Genomic DNA, 16,061 nt, shown 5'->3' with positions numbered 1-16,061 from the left:
GGACCTTACTTGATTAAGCGAACCGTAAAAAAAATTGCCGAAATGGTCAAAGGCACACTGACAAACCCGCAATATGAAAATACAGTCATTCATGGAGTTGCTACAGATACAAGAAAGCTGGAAAGCAATCAGCTTTTCATCCCGCTGAAAGGGGAACATTTTAACGGCCACACTTTTGTGCCGCAGGCTTTTGAAGCTGGTGTGTCTGCCGTTCTGTGGAACCGCTCGGAACCAAATCCGCCCGAGAATCAAGCTGTGATTCTGGTGGAAGATACATTGTCTGCGCTCCAGCAGCTTGCAAAAGCTTATTTACAGGAGCAGGGCACACGTGTCATCGGGGTAACAGGAAGCAACGGCAAAACGACGACCAAAGACATGATTCACACTGTCCTGCAAACGCGGTACCGCGTCCATAAAACAGGAGGAAACTTCAACAACCATATCGGGCTGCCGCTTACAGTGTTAGCGATGCCAGAAGATACAGAAATTGCTGTACTGGAAATGGGAATGAGCGCAAAAGGAGAAATTGACCTCCTGAGCCGCCTGGCAAATCCGGATGCGGCAGTGATAACGAATATCGGCGAATCCCACATGCAGGATCTTGGTTCAAGAGAAGGCATTGCGGAAGCGAAACTGGAAATTATCAACGGCCTGAAAGAAGACGGTGTGCTGATTTATATCGGAGACGAACCGCTCTTGCAAAAAGACTACAGCTGCCAAACAAAAACGTATGGTACTGGAGCGCAAAACGATTATCAGCTGCAGGATGTCAGCCAGAGTGAAGCGGGAACCCATTTTACGATCAAAGGCATAGAAAAAACGTTTTTTATCCCTATACTGGGCAAACATAATGTGATGAACGCCATGGCGGCAATCGCCGCAGCGGCTTATTTCGGCATCACGCCTGAGGATGCAGCAAAAGGATTAAGCGGCCTGAAGGTCACCGGCATGAGACTTGAATTGATGAAAACAGACAGCGGCATTTCTATTATTAATGACGCTTATAACGCGAGCCCGACGTCGATGAAGGCTGCAATCCAACTGACAGAAAGCCTTGAAGGATACGGGAAGAAAATGGTCGTGCTCGGAGACATGCTTGAACTCGGCGATCTTGAAGAAACGTTCCATAAGGAATGCGGCGCTGTGATCAGCCCGGACAAAATTGACCACGTCTTTACGTATGGAAAACTGGGGGCATTTATCGCGGAAGGTGCGATGGAACATTTTAGCGAAGAACGCATCAGCCACTTCAGCGACAAAAAAGATCTCACTCAGGCCCTGAAGAATAAAGCGGCAAAGGGAGATTTGATTTTATTCAAGGCGTCAAGAGGTATGAAGCTTGAAGAAATCGTTAAAGATTTAATGGAGAGCCCGTTTTCTTAAAAAATCCTGCGGAAAAAAGCAGATTGCAATCATAAAATAAAAATGATGTGCAGACACTAATGTATGCCGGCCCCAAATAATTTATGTATGACCGGCTGAGGCTATGGTACAATAATGACAGGTTTATTTCGCGATACGAAAATATGTATACGGACCGCCATCCGCTGACCTTAGGTTTTCCGCGGACACAAGGAGCGGGATTGGGCATCGTCCGGCATATTTGGTTAGCAGGTCAGCGAGCGCATTCAAAATGCTGATCTGCTTACCGCGTTATTGAAAAACAAGTAGTGTAATGGTAAGATAAAACTTAAAGTAATTCGGGCTTTGTATACGTAAGGATCCTGTCCTTTTTCCATGGAGGGCAGTTTTTAAGTGGTAAATCACGACATTACTGAAACAGCAATTAGAAGGAGTTTGAATAATTTGACTATAACGTTTCAAGATTTTCAATTAAGTTCTGATCTCATGAAGGCAATTAACCGTATGGGATTTGAAGAAGCAACGCCGATTCAGGCACAAACGATTCCGCTCGGACTTTCAAATAAAGATGTCATTGGACAAGCGCAAACAGGTACAGGTAAAACAGCTGCGTTTGGTATACCCCTTGTTGAGAAAATTAACCCCGAGTCTCCTAATATTCAAGCAATCGTAATCGCACCGACCCGTGAACTAGCCATTCAAGTATCTGAAGAATTATATAAAATCGGACAAGATAAACGTGCGAAAGTTCTTCCTATTTACGGTGGGCAGGATATTGGACGACAAATCCGGGCGTTAAAGAAAAATCCGCATATCATTGTCGGAACACCGGGACGTCTTCTTGACCACATTAACCGCCGCACGATTCGTTTAAACAATGTAAATACTGTTGTAATGGATGAAGCGGATGAAATGCTGAATATGGGGTTCATCGACGACATCGAATCTATTCTTTCAAATGTGCCGAGCGAGCATCAGACGCTTCTGTTCTCAGCTACAATGCCAGCGCCGATCAAACGCATTGCAGAGCGTTTCATGACTGAGCCTGAACACGTAAAAGTAAAAGCAAAAGAAATGACTGTTTCTAACATTCAGCAGTTCTATTTGGAAGTACAGGAACGTAAAAAGTTCGACACACTGACTCGTCTTCTTGACATTCAGTCTCCTGAGCTTGCGATTGTATTCGGACGTACAAAACGCCGTGTTGATGAACTGGCAGAAGCCCTGAACCTTCGCGGATATGCAGCTGAAGGAATTCATGGTGATTTAACGCAGGCGAAACGTATGGTTGCGCTTCGCAAATTTAAAGAAGGTGCAATCGAAGTACTTGTTGCAACTGATGTTGCAGCTCGCGGACTCGATATCTCAGGTGTTACACACGTGTACAACTTCGACGTGCCTCAAGATCCTGAAAGCTATGTTCACCGTATCGGAAGAACAGGCCGCGCAGGTAAAACAGGTATGGCGATGACGTTTATCACACCGCGTGAGAAAAGCATGCTTCGTGCAATTGAACAAACAACGAAACGCAAAATGGACCGCATGAAAGAGCCGACACTTGATGAAGCGTTAGAAGGCCAGCAGCAGGTTACAGTTGATCGTCTTCGTACGACAATCAGCGAAAACAACTTGAACTTCTACATGACAGCGGCAGCTGAGCTGCTTGAAGATCATGATGCAGTGACAGTGGTTGCAGCGGCTATCAAAATGGCTACAAAAGAGCCGGATAGCACACCTGTTCGCTTAACAGACGAAGCGCCGATGATCGGCAAACGCTACAAAAACCAACGCACTTCCAAACGCAGAGACGGACAAGGCGGCGGCTACCGCGGCGGTAAAGGGAAAAGCAGCAACCGTTCTTCCTATGATAAAAAGCGTTCAAACGATCGCCGTTCTTCAGGTGACAGACGCCAGAAAAAATCATACTAATTCTGTAAAGAATTTAAGAGCCTAAAACATGTGTTGTTTTGGGCTTTTTTTATGTTCAAAAATTCATGGCCATTAAGCAAATTTTCAGCTGACGGAACCGTTTTTTCTATGTATGCTTAAAGATGAAACTTTTTCTGCATAAGCGCGTATAAGTAACGATGAGAAAAACGGGAGGTAGGTATTTTGAGAAAGCAGCCAAAAAACCAAATCAGTCCAGACGGATTAAAGGTTTGGCGACTTCAAGAGATAATCATATCCGCTGTCTGCTTGCTTATTGTCATAGCAGTTGCAGTGTTAAGTTATTTTTTCCATTGGCCGTACTGGATCAGCGGCGTGCTCGGCGCAGTTTGGCTGCTGGGTTCGGTTGTGACGATTTATCTGATTCCAAAGATCCGGCACAAAGTGTGGCGTTATGAAGTTCATGAAAACGAAATAGATATTCAATCAGGTATCTTTGTTGTGACACGCGTGATCGTGCCGATGGTCAGGGTTCAGCACGTAGACACCTCGCAAGGGCCGTTATTAAGAAAATACAATCTGGCGACAGTGAAAATCTTCACGGCGGCAACTGTGCATTCGATTCCTGCTTTAGAGATGGAGGAAGCGGATCAGCTGAGAGACTCCATTTCGCGCCTGGCAAGGGTGACTGACGATGATGTCTGAACCGAAACGCCTTCACCCGGCGGCAGTCATTTTGAATTTATCCCATACCATTATTCAAACGATAAAAAATATTATTCTGCCATTCTTTTTTGTGTATATCGTCAACTCTAATCACACTGTCCGTTTTTACGGAGCCATCGCGCTCGGCGTTTTGTTCATCTGGCTCGTGGCAGCAAGCATCATCAAATGGAGAAAGTTTTCCTATCGAATCGAAGATGATGAATTCAGAATCGAAGAAGGCTTGTTTGTGACGAAAAAGAGGTATATATCGATTGACCGGATTCAAACGATGAATACGAGTGCGGGTGTGGTCCAGCAAATTTTCAAGCTTGTCAAACTGCAAATTGAAACGGCTGGCGGCGGCAAAGAGGCGGAAGCGGTATTGTCGGCTATTTCAGTTGAAGAAGCTGAAAGAATCAAAGAAGCTGTATTTAAGAAAAAAGCAGAAAGAAATCCAATCGATACCGATGAAGGCCTGTCAGAAGATAAAGAGGCGCTCCCGGATGCGGAGCCGCAGGTGAACTACAGCATGAATGCAAAAGAATTACTTATGGCCGCTTCAACATCCGGAGGAATCGGCGTGATTATCTCTGCTGTATTTGCGCTCATTTCTCAGCTGGATGAGGTGCTGCCGATGGATTGGCTCTTCAAAAAATTCTCCTTTCTGCAGCACGCCAATATAGGCATATACGCCGTACTTATATTTATTGGTTTATTTATCACCTGGATTCTCAGCATAGCCGGCATGATGTTCAAATATGCTAACTTTCAAATCATGAAAAAAGAGCAGGAATTGGTGATCTCAAGAGGTATTATTGAAAAACACCAAGTCACCATACCGCTTCGCAAAATACAAGCCATCAAAATAAAAGAAAACATCATCCGCCAGCTTTTCGGTTTTGCGACGGTGTCAATCGTCAGCGCGGGCGGCGGAGGAGACCCGGAAAAAGCAGAGGGCGCTTCGACCATTCTGTTTCCGATGATCCACAAAAAAAAGCTTCCTGGCATGCTGCGTACTTTTACGCCGGAATACACGCTGGAAGAAAATCGCCGCCATCTGCCGCGGCGCGCATTGAAGCGGTACTTATTCCGCTCAACCATTTTCTCCATCTTTTTCATCATTCCGCTGTGTATTTTCTTTCAGCCATGGGGTTATCTCTCGATTGTCCTGCTGCCGATTGAATTGTTTTTCGGGTATCTTGCTTATAAAGATGCGGCCTGGGTGATCAGCGGAGACCGTCTCCAGCTGACATCGAGATTTATCGGCAGAACGACTGCAATTGTGTTGAGAAAGCGAATGCAGGTATGCAAAGCGAGCCAATCTTATTTTCAAAAGAAGGGGAAGCTGTATACCATTTCCACTTCGGTAAAATCGTCAAGCCATATGGAAGAATTAACGGTGAGAGATGTGGGAGAAGAGGATGCAGATTTCATTTTAAATTGGTACTCATATGAAAAAGCGGACGGTTAATACCGCCGCTCTTTTTTTTGCACACATAAAAAAGACAGGAGAAACCCGCCGCAAAGTCCAAACAGGTGGGCCATCATGTTAATATTGGAGTTGATAAACGACATGAGAACGGCAAAGGCAAGCAATGTGATAATCATTTTGGAGTTGTCCTGCCCGATCAGCTCTTTACGATAAAGAACCATAAACAGATAAACGCCGAACAGCCCGAAGATCGCGCCGGAAGCTCCGACATGCACATAATCAAGCGGTTCTGTAAAATACGTGCCGATGTTTCCGATCATTCCGGAACCTGCATACACAAGAAGGAAACGCGCTTTTCCGAGCATTCGTTCCAGAGCCGGCGCAAATAAAAAGATGGACATTGAATTAAACAGCAAATGGGTAAACCCTGCGTGAAGAAAAATCGGCGTGACCAGCCGCCACCATTCACCGTTAGCGACGCCAAGGTTATAGCCTGTGACAGCGTCTCTCCACAACACGACTGAAGGAACAGGAAGTGAAAAGAACAGCCAGAGAACGGCCTGAGCAGCCAATATAAAGGTGACGACGGGATAAAGCCTGATAAAGGTTTGAAAGTTTTCAGTCCGTATAAACATGCTGAGCCCCATTTCATCATTTTGGTATTTCTATAGTAACACGTTTATGAGACAAACCATTCAAATAGTACAAGCGCAAAGGAGGGTGTAAAACATGATTTACGGTATAGGATTAGACATCGTGGAGCTTAAGCGGATCGCTTCAATGGCCGATCGCCAGAAACGATTTGCCGAGCGTATTTTAACAGGCGGCGAACTTGCTCAGTATCATGAGCTTTCTGAGAAAAGAAAAATTGAATTTCTCGCAGGAAGATTTGCGGCAAAAGAAGCTTTTTCGAAAGCATTCGGCACAGGAATAGGCAAGAATTTAAGTTTTCAAGATATTGAAGTGACAAAAGATTCGAATGGCAAGCCTTTTATTGTTTGCGCAAAGCTGAGCCAAGCCGCCGTTCATGTGTCAATCACTCATACGAAGGAATATGCGGCTGCACAGGTTGTTATTGAAAGGTTGTCAAGCTAGTCTGCATATTAGGGACACCCCTCTCATATATTTGATAATGCATTAAGGGAGACGAGTTGTTTGAGGCTTTTATGGTACGCCTCTGTTCTGTTTAACCGTGTACCGAGCGTACCGTTAAAGTCAAACAAGCGATTTCTTCCTTTTACATCAATTGAGAAAAAGGGGTTGAAAAAGGTGAGAAAAAGCTTTGTTTTGCTTTTAACGGGACTGCTGGCTGTCCTTATTCTTTCTGCCTGCGGACAAAAATCACAGGAAGATGTCGTTACCGGGCTGGACGAGAAGGCGAAAGAATATACCTCGTACAAAGCAAAAGCAAAAATGACCATTGAGACAGGGAGTGACCCGCAAGTATACAATGTGGAAATCTGGCACAAAAAACCGTCTCTGTACCGGGTCTATCTGGAAAATCCGAAAAAAGACCAAAACCAAGTCATTTTACGAAATGAAAACGGAGTATTTGTTCTCACACCGTCTTTAAATAAGAGCTTCAGGTTTCAAAGCGACTGGCCAAACAACAGCAGCCAAGTCTATTTGTTTGAATCGCTTGTAAAGGATATTCAAAACGATTCGGATGCAGTCTTCACTTCAAAAGAATCAGAATACGTATTTGAAACAAAAACCAACTATCAGCATAACAAAATGCTTCCGACACAAGAAATCACATTTAACAAGAAGGACATGAGCCCGCTATCTGTCAAAGTCATGGATACCGACCGAAAAGTGATGGTGAAAGTAGAGTTCAGCAGCTTCCAATTCAATAAGCAATTTGACAAAGAGTCCTTTGATGAAAAGAAAAATATGACCCTTTCTCAAATGGATGTCGCCACTAGCGCGAAGCCTTCCGACTCTTTTGCCGTCAAAACGCCGCTTGAACTGCCGCTAGGCGTAAAACTGCTTGAAGAAAAAGATATTTCAACGGAAGATGGCAAGCGCGTCATCATGACTTACGGCGGAGAAAAATCGTTTACCTTAATTCAGGAAAAAGCCCAGGTTGCGAAAGCGTCCTCCTCAGTCACGCTGAACGCGGAACCGGTGAATCTCGGCTACACAATCGGCGCTTTGTCAGATGCTTCGCTAACATGGACTTATGAAGGCGTGGATTATCTTCTGTCATCAAAAGATCTTTCACAAGAGGAGATGGTGACAGTCGCCAAAAGCATGAAGGGACAATCATCCAAATAATCTCCTAAAGGCCGAATCAAATTTGGCCTTTTTTTCGTCAGGCAGAATTTCACTTTGCCCTATAATTTTAGTATGATATGTAAATGATATTGAATAAACGCTAGGAAGTGTCATAAATGAGCACAAAACCTTTTTACAGAGACACGTGGGCGGAAATTGATCTGTCCGCGATTAAAGAAAATGTAAGTAATATGAAAAAACACATCGGTGAACATGTCCACCTGATGGCGGTTGTGAAAGCAAATGCCTATGGACATGGGGATGCAGAAGTAGCGAAGGCGGCTCTTGAGTCAGGTGCTTCATGCTTAGCCGTGGCGATCTTGGATGAAGCGATTTCTCTTCGCCAGCGGGGCCTGAAAGCGCCTATATTGGTGCTCGGCGCGGTTCCTCCGGAGTATGTGAAAATCGCGGCGGAATACGATGTGACGTTAACGGGTTATTCTGTTGAATGGCTTCAGGAAGCTGCGCGCCACCTCAAGAAAGCTTCCCTTCATTTTCATCTGAAAGTCGATACGGGAATGAACAGGCTCGGTGTGAAAACAGAAGAAGAGATTCATCACGTGATGAAAATTCTGGAGCGCAACCCGGGCTTAAAATGCAAAGGGGTCTTCACTCATTTTGCGACTGCTGATGAAAAACAAAGAGACTACTTTCTGATGCAGTTTGAACGCTTTAAAGAATTGATTGCTCCTCTGCCTTTAAAGAAAATGATGGTTCACTGCGCCAACAGCGCCGCCGGCCTGCGTCTGAAAAAAGGCTTTTTTAACGCGGTCAGATTTGGCATCGGCATGTACGGCCTGCGTCCGTCAGCGGAAATTACCGATGAAATCCCGTTTAAACTGCGTCCCGCATTCACCCTGCATTCGACCCTGTCGCATGTCAAAAAGGTACATAAAGGGGAAAGTGTCAGCTACGGGGCGGAATACACAGCGGAAAAAGACACATGGATCGGAACGGTACCTGTTGGCTATGCGGACGGCTGGCTCCGCCAATTAAAGGGAACAGAGATACTCGTGAAAGGAAAACGGCTGAAAATCGCCGGCCGAATCTGCATGGACCAATTTATGGTGGAGCTGGATCAGGAATATCCGCCGGGCTCAAAAGTCACATTGATCGGCTGCCAGGGGGATGAATATATTTCCATGGATGAGGTCGCAGGCAGGCTCGAAACCATTAACTACGAGGTGGCTTGTACAATAAGTTCCCGCGTTCCCCGTATGTTTTTGGAAAATGGGAGTATAATGGAAGTAAGAAACCCTTTATTGCAGGGGAATGCAAGCGAATAGCTCATATCACGATAGAGAATTTTTAAAACAGCTTTGCTTGAAGAGTGAATAATGGTATCATTATCACTGGATGGATAAAAGAGTCGTATCCGTAAGTTTGGTGGAGGTGTATGTTTTTTGTCTGAATCCAGCGCAAGAACCGAAATGAAAATCAGCTTGCCCGAAAACCTAGTAGCTGAATTGGATGGTGTAGCGATGCGGGAGAAACGAAGCAGAAACGAACTGATATCACAAGCAGTGAGAGCCTATGTCAGCGAACGAACAACTCGTCACAACCGTGATTTGATGAGACGCGGCTATATGGAAATGGCGAAAATCAACCTGAACATTTCTTCCGAGGCTCACTTTGCGGAGTGCGAGGCTGAAACGACAGTTGAGCGCTTAGTCAGCGGAGGATAATCATTTGATTGTGAAACGCGGCGATGTTTATTTTGCTGATTTATCTCCTGTTGTTGGCTCAGAGCAAGGCGGGGTGCGCCCGGTTTTAGTGATCCAAAATGACATCGGAAATCGCTTCAGCCCAACTGCTATTGTTGCAGCCATAACAGCCCAAATACAGAAAGCGAAATTACCAACCCACGTCGAAATTGATGCAAAACGCTACGGTTTTGAAAGAGATTCCGTTATTTTGCTGGAGCAAATTCGGACGATTGACAAGCAAAGGTTAACGGATAAGATTACTCATCTGGATGATGAAATGATGGATAAGGTTGATGAAGCCTTACAGATCAGTTTGGCACTCATTGATTTTTAGTAATATTTACCTGGTTGCTCAAATAGAGCAACTTTTTTTGTTTTCAAAAAACATTAACGATATAATAGTGGAATAAGAAAAAATATGTTGTTTTTTATCGGGAGGTAAGCGAATTTGATGTCGAATCAGACTGTCTATCAGTTCATAGCCGAGAATCAAAATGAACTGCTTCAATTGTGGACTGACACACTAAAAGAATTAAGTGAACAAGAATCATATCAGCTGACTGACCAAGTTTATGAAAATATATCTAAAGAATATATCGACATTCTGCTTTCATCTGTTAATGATGAGAGCGCTGCTGAAAGCCAAATCAGCGAACTGGCGCTGAGAGCCGTCCAAATCGGACTTTCTTTGAAGTTTCTGGCTACGGCGCTTGCTGAATTCTGGAAGCGTCTCTACACGAAGATGAACGATAAGAGATTGCCAGATCAAGAGAGTACGGAATTAATCTGGCAGATTGACCGCTTCTTCAGTCCGATTAATACAGAAATTTTTAATCAGTACTCCATCTCATGGGAAAAAACAGTATCCCTGCAAAAAATCGCACTGCAGGAGCTTTCTGCGCCGCTGATCCCGGTTTTTGAAAATATAACGGTCATGCCGCTGGTCGGAACGATTGATACGGAACGCGCAAAACGAATTATGGAGAATCTGCTTAACGGCGTTGTCAAACACCGTTCCCAAGTCGTGCTGATCGATATTACCGGTGTGCCTGTCGTCGATACGATGGTTGCCCATCATATTATTCAGGCGTCTGAAGCGGTAAGGCTTGTCGGAGCGAAATGCCTGCTCGCCGGAATCCGTCCGGAAATTGCTCAGACCATCGTCAATCTGGGCATTGATTTATCCCAAGTTATTACTAAGAATACCCTGCAAAAAGGAATTCAAACAGCATTGGAAATGACGGATCGAAAAATCGTTTCATTGGGGGAATAATATTGTGAGACATCCGAAAATCCCGATCTTGAAACTGTATAATTGCTTATTAGTATCTATTCAATGGGAACTAGATGATCAAACCGCATTAACCTTTCAAGAAGACTTATTAAATAAAATATACGAAACAGGTGCAAACGGGGTCGTCATTGACCTGACATCTGTGGATATGATTGATTCATTTATCGCCAAAGTGCTGGGTGATGTCATCACAATGTCTAAGTTAATGGGCGCAAAAGTTGTCTTAACCGGCATTCAGCCCGCCGTTGCGGTGACGCTGATTGAACTTGGAATTGCGCTTGAGGAAATCGAAACGGCGCTCGACTTAGAGCAAGGGCTTGAGACATTGAAGCGGGAATTGGGGGAATAGCGAATGAACGACCAATCCTGTGTAAAGATCATGACAGAATGGGATATCGTGGCCGCCAGACAGCTTGGGCGAAACGTTGCAAAAGAGCTGGGTTTCGGCACAGTAGACCAGGCAAGGATCACAACGGCTATATCAGAATTAGCCAGAAATATTTATTTATATGCCGGCAAGGGCCAGATTGGAATTGAACAGGTCACAGACAGAGGAAAAAAGGGCCTGAAAATTATAGCGGAAGACAAAGGGCCGGGGATTCCTGATATCCGAAAAGTCATGGAAGACGGGTTTTCAACGTCAGGCGGACTGGGAGCGGGACTTCCCGGCGTGAAAAGGCTGATGGATGAATTTAGCTTAAATTCCGTAGCGGGGGAAGGAACAGAGATACAAGCCATAAAATGGCTTCGGTAGGAGGTTAGAAAGTGGATTTTAGGGAGGTTATTGAGCAGCGGTACCATCAGCTGCTTAACCGATATATAGCCGAATTAACAGAAACATCTTTATATCAAGCCCAAAAATTCAGCCGAAAAACAATCGAGCATCAAATTCCGCCGGAAGAAATCATCAGTATTCACCGAAAAGTGCTGAAGGAGCTGTATCCGAGTCTCCCGGAAGATGTTTTTCATTCGCTGGATTTTTTAATAGAAGTCATGATTGGATATGGAATGGCTTATCAGGAGCATCAAACCCTCAGAGGGATACAGCAGGAAATTAAATCAGAAATTGAAATCGCAGCTAATGTACAGCAGACGCTTCTGGGAACAAAAATTCCGGAGGAAGAAGCGCTGGACATCGGCGCGATCAGTGTGCCCGCCAAACAGATGAGCGGTGATTATTACCATTTTGTTAAAGACAAAGAGTCCATTAATATTGCCATTGCTGACGTCATCGGCAAAGGAATTCCGGCAGCTTTATGTATGTCTATGATTAAATACGCGATGGATTCTTTGCCGGAAACGGGCATTCACCCTTCACAGGTGCTGAAAAACTTGAATCGTGTTGTTGAACAAAACGTTGATGCCAGTATGTTTATTACGATGTTTTATGCCAATTACAATACGGACAGTCATCGATTTACATACGCTTCAGCGGGACATGAACCGGGATTCTACTATTCTCAAAAAGACAATGCATTTTACGATTTAGAAGCTAAAGGGCTGGTTCTCGGGATCTCGCAGGATTATGACTACCGGCAATTTGACCAGTATCTCGAAAAGGGAGATATGATTGTTTTATTTTCTGACGGCGTTACAGAATGCAGGACAGAAAACGGTTTCTTGGAGCGTCTTGATATACAGAAGCTCATTGAGGAACATATGTGTTGCTCTGCGCAGGAAATGGTCAAAAACATATATGACAGCCTCCTCAAATTGCAGGATTTTCAGCTTCACGATGATTTTACGTTAATTGTTTTAAGAAGAAAGGTTTAGCGTTTGCCAGCCGAGGGTATACAACAACTATGATTTAAAGGATACTTTGAGGTGATATGAATGAATATAAATGTTGATGTGCGACAGAATGTGAATGATATACAAGTAAACATTGCAGGAGAAATTGATGTGTATTCAGCTCCGGTTCTCAGAGAAAAACTCGTTCCTCTGGCAGAACAAGGCGCTGACTTAAGGATTTGCCTGAAGGATGTCAGCTACATGGACAGTACCGGACTTGGCGTTTTTGTAGGTGTATTTAAAACAGTGAAAAAACAAGGCGGATCGCTCAAGCTTGAAAATCTGTCTGACCGCCTGATCCGTCTGTTTGAAATTACAGGTCTAAAGGACATCATTGATATTTCTGCAAAGTCAGAAGGTGGAGTGCAATGAAGAACAAAGCTGATTACATCGAAATGAAAGTGCCGGCCCAGCCTGAATACGTAGGGATCATACGGCTGACTCTGTCAGGCGTCGCTAGCAGAATGGGCTATACGTACGATGAGATTGAAGATTTGAAAATCGCAGTGAGTGAAGCGTGTACAAATGCGGTTCAGCACGCATATAAAGAAGACAAAAACGGGGAAGTGTCAATCCGATTCGGTGTGTTCGAGGATCGTTTAGAGGTCATTGTGGCGGATGAAGGCGACAGCTTTGATTTTGATGAAAAGCAGCAGGATCTTGGACCGTACACACCTTCACACACAGTCGATCAATTATCAGAAGGAGGGCTCGGTCTATATTTAATGGAAACGCTCATGGATGAAGTCAGAGTGCAAAACAACTCCGGCGTCACCGTAGCGATGACAAAGTATTTAAATGGGGAGCGAGTTGATCATGACACAACCATCAAAAACTACGAAACTAACTAAGGATGAAGTCGATCGGCTCATAAGCGATTACCAAACAAAACAAGATGAACAGGCACAGGAAACGCTTGTGCAGGTGTATACAAATCTGGTTGATATGCTTGCGAAGAAATACTCAAAAGGCAAAAGCTTCCACGAAGATCTCCGCCAGGTCGGCATGATCGGGCTTCTCGGCGCAATAAAACGCTACGATCCCGTGGTGGGCAAATCGTTTGAAGCTTTTGCGATTCCGACAATTATCGGGGAGATTAAACGTTTCCTTAGAGATAAGACGTGGAGCGTTCATGTTCCGAGACGAATCAAAGAACTGGGCCCGAGAATCAAAATGGCGGTCGATCAGCTGACGACAGAAACACAAAGGTCGCCGAAAGTGGAAGAGATTGCTGAATTCCTCGATGTATCAGAGGAAGAGGTTCTTGAAACCATGGAGATGGGCAAAAGCTATCAAGCCTTATCTGTAGATCACAGCATTGAAGCAGATGCGGACGGAAGCACAGTTACCATTCTCGATATCGTCGGATCACAGGAGGATGGATATGAACGGGTGAACCAGCAAATGATGCTGCAAAGCGTGCTTCATGTCCTTTCAGACCGTGAAAAACAAATCATAGACCTAACGTACATTCAAAACAAAAGCCAAAAAGAAACTGGGGACATTCTCGGTATATCTCAAATGCACGTCTCGCGTCTGCAGCGCAAAGCTGTGAAGAAGCTCAGAGAGGCCTTGATTGAAGATCCCTCCATGGAGTTAATGTAATGATCCAGGTTGAAGAAAACCAGCATATTCAAACCCTTGTATACCAACTGAATAAAGAAGGAAAATCCATTTGCGGCGACAGCTTTTTTATGAAAGCTGATGATAAAGAATTAATTTGTGCGGTAGCTGACGGTCTTGGAAGCGGATCGCTTGCCAACGAATCTTCTTCAGCAATCAAAGACTTAGTGGAAAACTATGCGAACGAAGACGTACAAAGCATTATCGAACGCTGTAATCAGGCGATGAGAAACAAAAGAGGGGCGACAGCTTCTATCTTAAAAATCAACTTTGAACAAAGGCAGTTTACGTACTGCTCCGTCGGAAATGTACGTTTTATCCTGCATTCCCCGTCTGGTGAAAGCTTTTATCCTCTGCCGATTTCAGGCTATTTATCAGGCAAGCCGCAAAAATACAAAACGCACACCGCTACCTATGAAAAGGGTTCTAAGTTCATTATACATACAGATGGACTCAACGTACCCGATATCCGCTCCCACTTAAAAAAAGGCCAATCGGTAGAAGACATATCGAATTCACTGAAAATGTACACGACATCAAGAAAAGACGATCTGACATATATTCTTGGGCAGCTGTCCTAGAAGAGCAGAAAAAAGAAGCTGGGAAAGCCGGCTTCTTTTTTTGTGATTGACTATTAGTAAGCGCACTTATTATAATTGATAAGTGTACTTATTATCTAGGGGGATTACAAATGTGGAAATATGAATACACTGCAATATCAGATGCGGCACCAGAAGAAATCTGGAAATATTATCAGCACCCAGAATCCTGGAAACAGTGGGATGCGGGCATCACATCAGCTTCTCTGAAAGGACCGTTTCAAAATGAAACGGAAGGAGCATTGCTTTTGCGAGGAAATACAGTTCCATTTTGGCTTGAACATGTGGAGAAGCATCAATCATTTTCTGTCATATCCCACCTTCCGAATACAAATGTAAAAATGGAATTTTATCATGTACTGCAAAAGCGACAAGAGGGACTAAACATCACGCATGGGGTTGTATTGGAAGGCGCAGAAGCAAAAAAATGGGGAGGAAAAATCGGGCAGGAACTGTCTAAAGACATCCCAGAGTCAGTCAACTGCCTTGTCCGTCTTTGCAAAGGAATGCTAAGATGAACACAAAATATTGGATTGGCGTCGTGTCAGAGCAGCATGTTTTAAAAGGGACCGCCGGCGGATTTGCCCAAGTATGCCACGGTAAAAAAGCGCCTCTTGCCAGGATGAAAGAGAATGATTGGCTTATTTATTATTCTCCGCGAGATGCATATCCGGACGGCAGGCTGCTGCGATGTTTTACCGCTATCGGAAAAGTGAAGAGCGGAAACGTCTATCAATATCAAATGGCTCCGGACTTTATCCCATACCGGTTAGACATTGATTACTTTCCGTGTGAAAAAATAGGTTTTTACGATATTAAATCTCAGTTGGAATTTGTTCAGGAAACAAATCATCTCGGGCTTTTATTTCGAAGAGGGCACTTTGAAATCAGCAAAAATGATTTTTTGACAATATCACAAGCGATGGGAGTAATATAAGTGAAATGGCACTCTGAATTTAGCGGACCGAACACAAGTCCAGGTTTTTTATTATGGCAGGTCACACAAAGCTGGCAGCGGAAAGTAGGGAAAGCATTGGCTGAGCATGACCTTACCCACGTTCAATTTGTTCTCCTGACCTCATGCAAGTATATGATTGCTCATGGAGAAACCGTCACGCAAAAAAAACTCGCAGGCTTCAGCCAGACCAATATCATGATGGTATCAGAGGTTGTGCGGACGCTTGAGAAAAAGGGATTTATCCAAAGAAGCAAAAATCCTCAGGATAAAAGGGAAGTTCTTCTGTCATTAACAGAAACAGGAGAGGAAAGAGTAACCTCTGCTCTGCCGATTGTCGAGCGGATTGACCAATCTTTTTTTGAAGCAGCCATGATAAAAGAGAACTTTCTAAGCGGCTTACAGGAACTCTTGAAAAATGAATAAAAAT

20 protein-coding genes and 1 pseudogene are annotated in these 16,061 nt (G+C 44.2%); 20 read left to right on the top strand and 1 reads right to left on the bottom strand.

Features of this window, described 5'->3' with window-relative positions; all coding sequences use genetic code 11:
* Positions 1–9: 9 nt before the first annotated feature.
* The 4 genes from murF (at position 10) to H7F27_RS18375 (ending at position 5,425) form a co-directional block, all read left to right on the top strand.
* A complete protein-coding gene (gene murF, locus H7F27_RS18390) occupies positions 10–1,383 on the top strand; it encodes a UDP-N-acetylmuramoyl-tripeptide--D-alanyl-D-alanine ligase (RefSeq protein ID WP_185848261.1) in 1,374 nt (457 codons plus the stop codon).
* A gap of 423 nt (positions 1,384–1,806) precedes the next feature.
* Positions 1,807–3,291 carry a degradosome RNA helicase CshA gene (gene cshA, locus H7F27_RS18385; RefSeq protein WP_024120291.1) on the top strand — a complete coding sequence of 495 codons (1,485 nt, stop codon included), beginning with the start codon at positions 1,807–1,809 and terminating at the stop codon, positions 3,289–3,291.
* Positions 3,292–3,474: 183 nt separating this feature from the next.
* Entirely contained in the window at positions 3,475–3,954 is a 480-nt protein-coding gene (locus H7F27_RS18380; RefSeq protein WP_095714124.1) for a PH domain-containing protein, read from the top strand.
* Positions 3,944–5,425 (top strand): PH domain-containing protein, encoded by a 1,482-nt coding sequence (locus H7F27_RS18375; RefSeq protein ID WP_024120293.1) that lies wholly within the window; start codon positions 3,944–3,946, stop codon positions 5,423–5,425. The genes H7F27_RS18380 and H7F27_RS18375 overlap by 11 nt, the downstream gene beginning before the upstream one ends.
* Here the strand turns inward: H7F27_RS18375 and H7F27_RS18370 are convergent.
* Positions 5,422–6,021: a rhomboid family intramembrane serine protease gene (locus H7F27_RS18370; RefSeq protein WP_024120294.1), complete on the bottom strand. Its 600-nt coding sequence runs from the start codon at positions 6,019–6,021 to the stop codon at positions 5,422–5,424. The two genes, H7F27_RS18375 and H7F27_RS18370, sit on opposite strands and share 4 nt — an antisense overlap.
* A gap of 94 nt (positions 6,022–6,115) precedes the next feature.
* On the opposite strand from H7F27_RS18370, the gene acpS reads away from it, so the two are divergent.
* From acpS to H7F27_RS18290, 16 genes and pseudogenes are all read left to right on the top strand, one after another.
* Positions 6,116–6,481: a holo-ACP synthase gene (acpS, locus tag H7F27_RS18365; RefSeq protein WP_024120295.1), complete on the top strand. Its 366-nt coding sequence runs from the start codon at positions 6,116–6,118 to the stop codon at positions 6,479–6,481.
* Positions 6,482–6,646: 165 nt separating this feature from the next.
* A complete protein-coding gene (locus tag H7F27_RS18360) occupies positions 6,647–7,663 on the top strand; it encodes a LolA family protein (RefSeq protein ID WP_082687822.1) in 1,017 nt (338 codons plus the stop codon).
* Between the two features lie 116 nt (positions 7,664–7,779).
* Entirely contained in the window at positions 7,780–8,949 is a 1,170-nt protein-coding gene (gene alr / locus H7F27_RS18355) for an alanine racemase (protein WP_024120297.1), read from the top strand.
* Between the two features lie 117 nt (positions 8,950–9,066).
* On the top strand, positions 9,067–9,348 hold the full coding sequence (endB, locus tag H7F27_RS18350) for a type II toxin-antitoxin system antitoxin EndoAI (protein WP_003225183.1): 282 nt from the start codon (positions 9,067–9,069) through the stop codon (positions 9,346–9,348).
* Positions 9,349–9,352: 4 nt separating this feature from the next.
* Positions 9,353–9,703: a type II toxin-antitoxin system endoribonuclease NdoA gene (gene ndoA / locus H7F27_RS18345; protein ID WP_003156187.1), complete on the top strand. Its 351-nt coding sequence runs from the start codon at positions 9,353–9,355 to the stop codon at positions 9,701–9,703.
* Between the two features lie 114 nt (positions 9,704–9,817).
* Positions 9,818–10,642 (top strand): RsbT co-antagonist protein RsbRA, encoded by an 825-nt coding sequence (gene rsbRA / locus H7F27_RS18340; RefSeq protein WP_081638235.1) that lies wholly within the window; start codon positions 9,818–9,820, stop codon positions 10,640–10,642.
* A gap of 4 nt (positions 10,643–10,646) precedes the next feature.
* Entirely contained in the window at positions 10,647–11,012 is a 366-nt protein-coding gene (gene rsbS / locus H7F27_RS18335; RefSeq protein WP_003225190.1) for an RsbT antagonist protein RsbS, read from the top strand.
* Between the two features lie 3 nt (positions 11,013–11,015).
* The gene (gene rsbT, locus H7F27_RS18330) at positions 11,016–11,417 is read left to right on the top strand and encodes a serine/threonine-protein kinase RsbT (RefSeq protein WP_024120299.1); all 402 of its coding nucleotides are present in this window, start codon (positions 11,016–11,018) and stop codon (positions 11,415–11,417) included.
* Positions 11,418–11,428: 11 nt separating this feature from the next.
* Entirely contained in the window at positions 11,429–12,436 is a 1,008-nt protein-coding gene (rsbU, locus tag H7F27_RS18325; RefSeq protein WP_024120300.1) for a phosphoserine phosphatase RsbU, read from the top strand.
* A 60-nt stretch (positions 12,437–12,496) separates the two neighbouring features.
* Entirely contained in the window at positions 12,497–12,826 is a 330-nt protein-coding gene (gene rsbV, locus H7F27_RS18320; RefSeq protein WP_024120301.1) for an anti-sigma factor antagonist RsbV, read from the top strand.
* Complete coding sequence (gene rsbW, locus H7F27_RS18315; RefSeq protein ID WP_024120302.1) at positions 12,823–13,305, top strand: anti-sigma B factor RsbW; 483 nt, start codon at positions 12,823–12,825, stop codon at positions 13,303–13,305. The genes rsbV and rsbW overlap by 4 nt, the downstream gene beginning before the upstream one ends.
* A complete protein-coding gene (gene sigB, locus H7F27_RS18310; RefSeq protein WP_024120303.1) occupies positions 13,271–14,059 on the top strand; it encodes an RNA polymerase sigma factor SigB in 789 nt (262 codons plus the stop codon). Before rsbW ends, sigB begins: the two co-directional genes overlap by 35 nt.
* Positions 14,059–14,658, top strand: coding sequence for a phosphoserine phosphatase RsbX (gene rsbX / locus H7F27_RS18305; RefSeq protein WP_024120304.1), 600 nt, complete (start codon positions 14,059–14,061; stop codon positions 14,656–14,658). The genes sigB and rsbX overlap by 1 nt, the downstream gene beginning before the upstream one ends.
* A 110-nt stretch (positions 14,659–14,768) precedes the next feature.
* A complete protein-coding gene (locus H7F27_RS18300; RefSeq protein ID WP_101860317.1) occupies positions 14,769–15,194 on the top strand; it encodes an SRPBCC family protein in 426 nt (141 codons plus the stop codon).
* Positions 15,191–15,630, top strand: a pseudogene (locus tag H7F27_RS18295) (EVE domain-containing protein). Before H7F27_RS18300 ends, H7F27_RS18295 begins: the two are co-directional and overlap by 4 nt.
* Positions 15,614–16,057, top strand: a complete 444-nt coding sequence (locus H7F27_RS18290; protein WP_024120305.1) for a MarR family winged helix-turn-helix transcriptional regulator — start codon at positions 15,614–15,616, stop codon at positions 16,055–16,057. Before H7F27_RS18295 ends, H7F27_RS18290 begins: the two are co-directional and overlap by 17 nt.
* Positions 16,058–16,061: the final 4 nt, after the last annotated feature.

Origin of the sequence: Bacillus sp. PAMC26543, assembly GCF_014250375.1 — a bacterium.
Taxonomy (GTDB): Bacteria; Bacillota; Bacilli; order Bacillales; family Bacillaceae; genus Bacillus; species Bacillus halotolerans.
The sequence above is the reverse complement of the archived record's forward strand: the minus strand, read 5'-3'. Positions and strand labels throughout refer to the sequence as shown.

Bases quoted from the DNA above. Each gene is read 5' to 3' on its own strand.
- alr (WP_024120297.1), top strand. From the start codon at position 7,780: ATGAGCACAAAACCTTTTTACAGAGACACGTGGGCGGAAATTGATCTG.
- acpS (WP_024120295.1), top strand. From the start codon at position 6,116: ATGATTTACGGTATAGGATTAGACATCGTGGAGCTTAAGCGGATCGCT.
- H7F27_RS18375 (WP_024120293.1), top strand. From the start codon at position 3,944: ATGATGTCTGAACCGAAACGCCTTCACCCGGCGGCAGTCATTTTGAAT.
- rsbT (WP_024120299.1), top strand. From the start codon at position 11,016: ATGAACGACCAATCCTGTGTAAAGATCATGACAGAATGGGATATCGTG.
- H7F27_RS18370 (WP_024120294.1), bottom strand. From the start codon at position 6,021: ATGTTTATACGGACTGAAAACTTTCAAACCTTTATCAGGCTTTATCCC.
- rsbX (WP_024120304.1), top strand. From the start codon at position 14,059: ATGATCCAGGTTGAAGAAAACCAGCATATTCAAACCCTTGTATACCAA.
- sigB (WP_024120303.1), top strand. From the start codon at position 13,271: ATGACACAACCATCAAAAACTACGAAACTAACTAAGGATGAAGTCGAT.
- rsbW (WP_024120302.1), top strand. From the start codon at position 12,823: ATGAAGAACAAAGCTGATTACATCGAAATGAAAGTGCCGGCCCAGCCT.
- rsbV (WP_024120301.1), top strand. From the start codon at position 12,497: ATGAATATAAATGTTGATGTGCGACAGAATGTGAATGATATACAAGTA.
- H7F27_RS18300 (WP_101860317.1), top strand. From the start codon at position 14,769: ATGTGGAAATATGAATACACTGCAATATCAGATGCGGCACCAGAAGAA.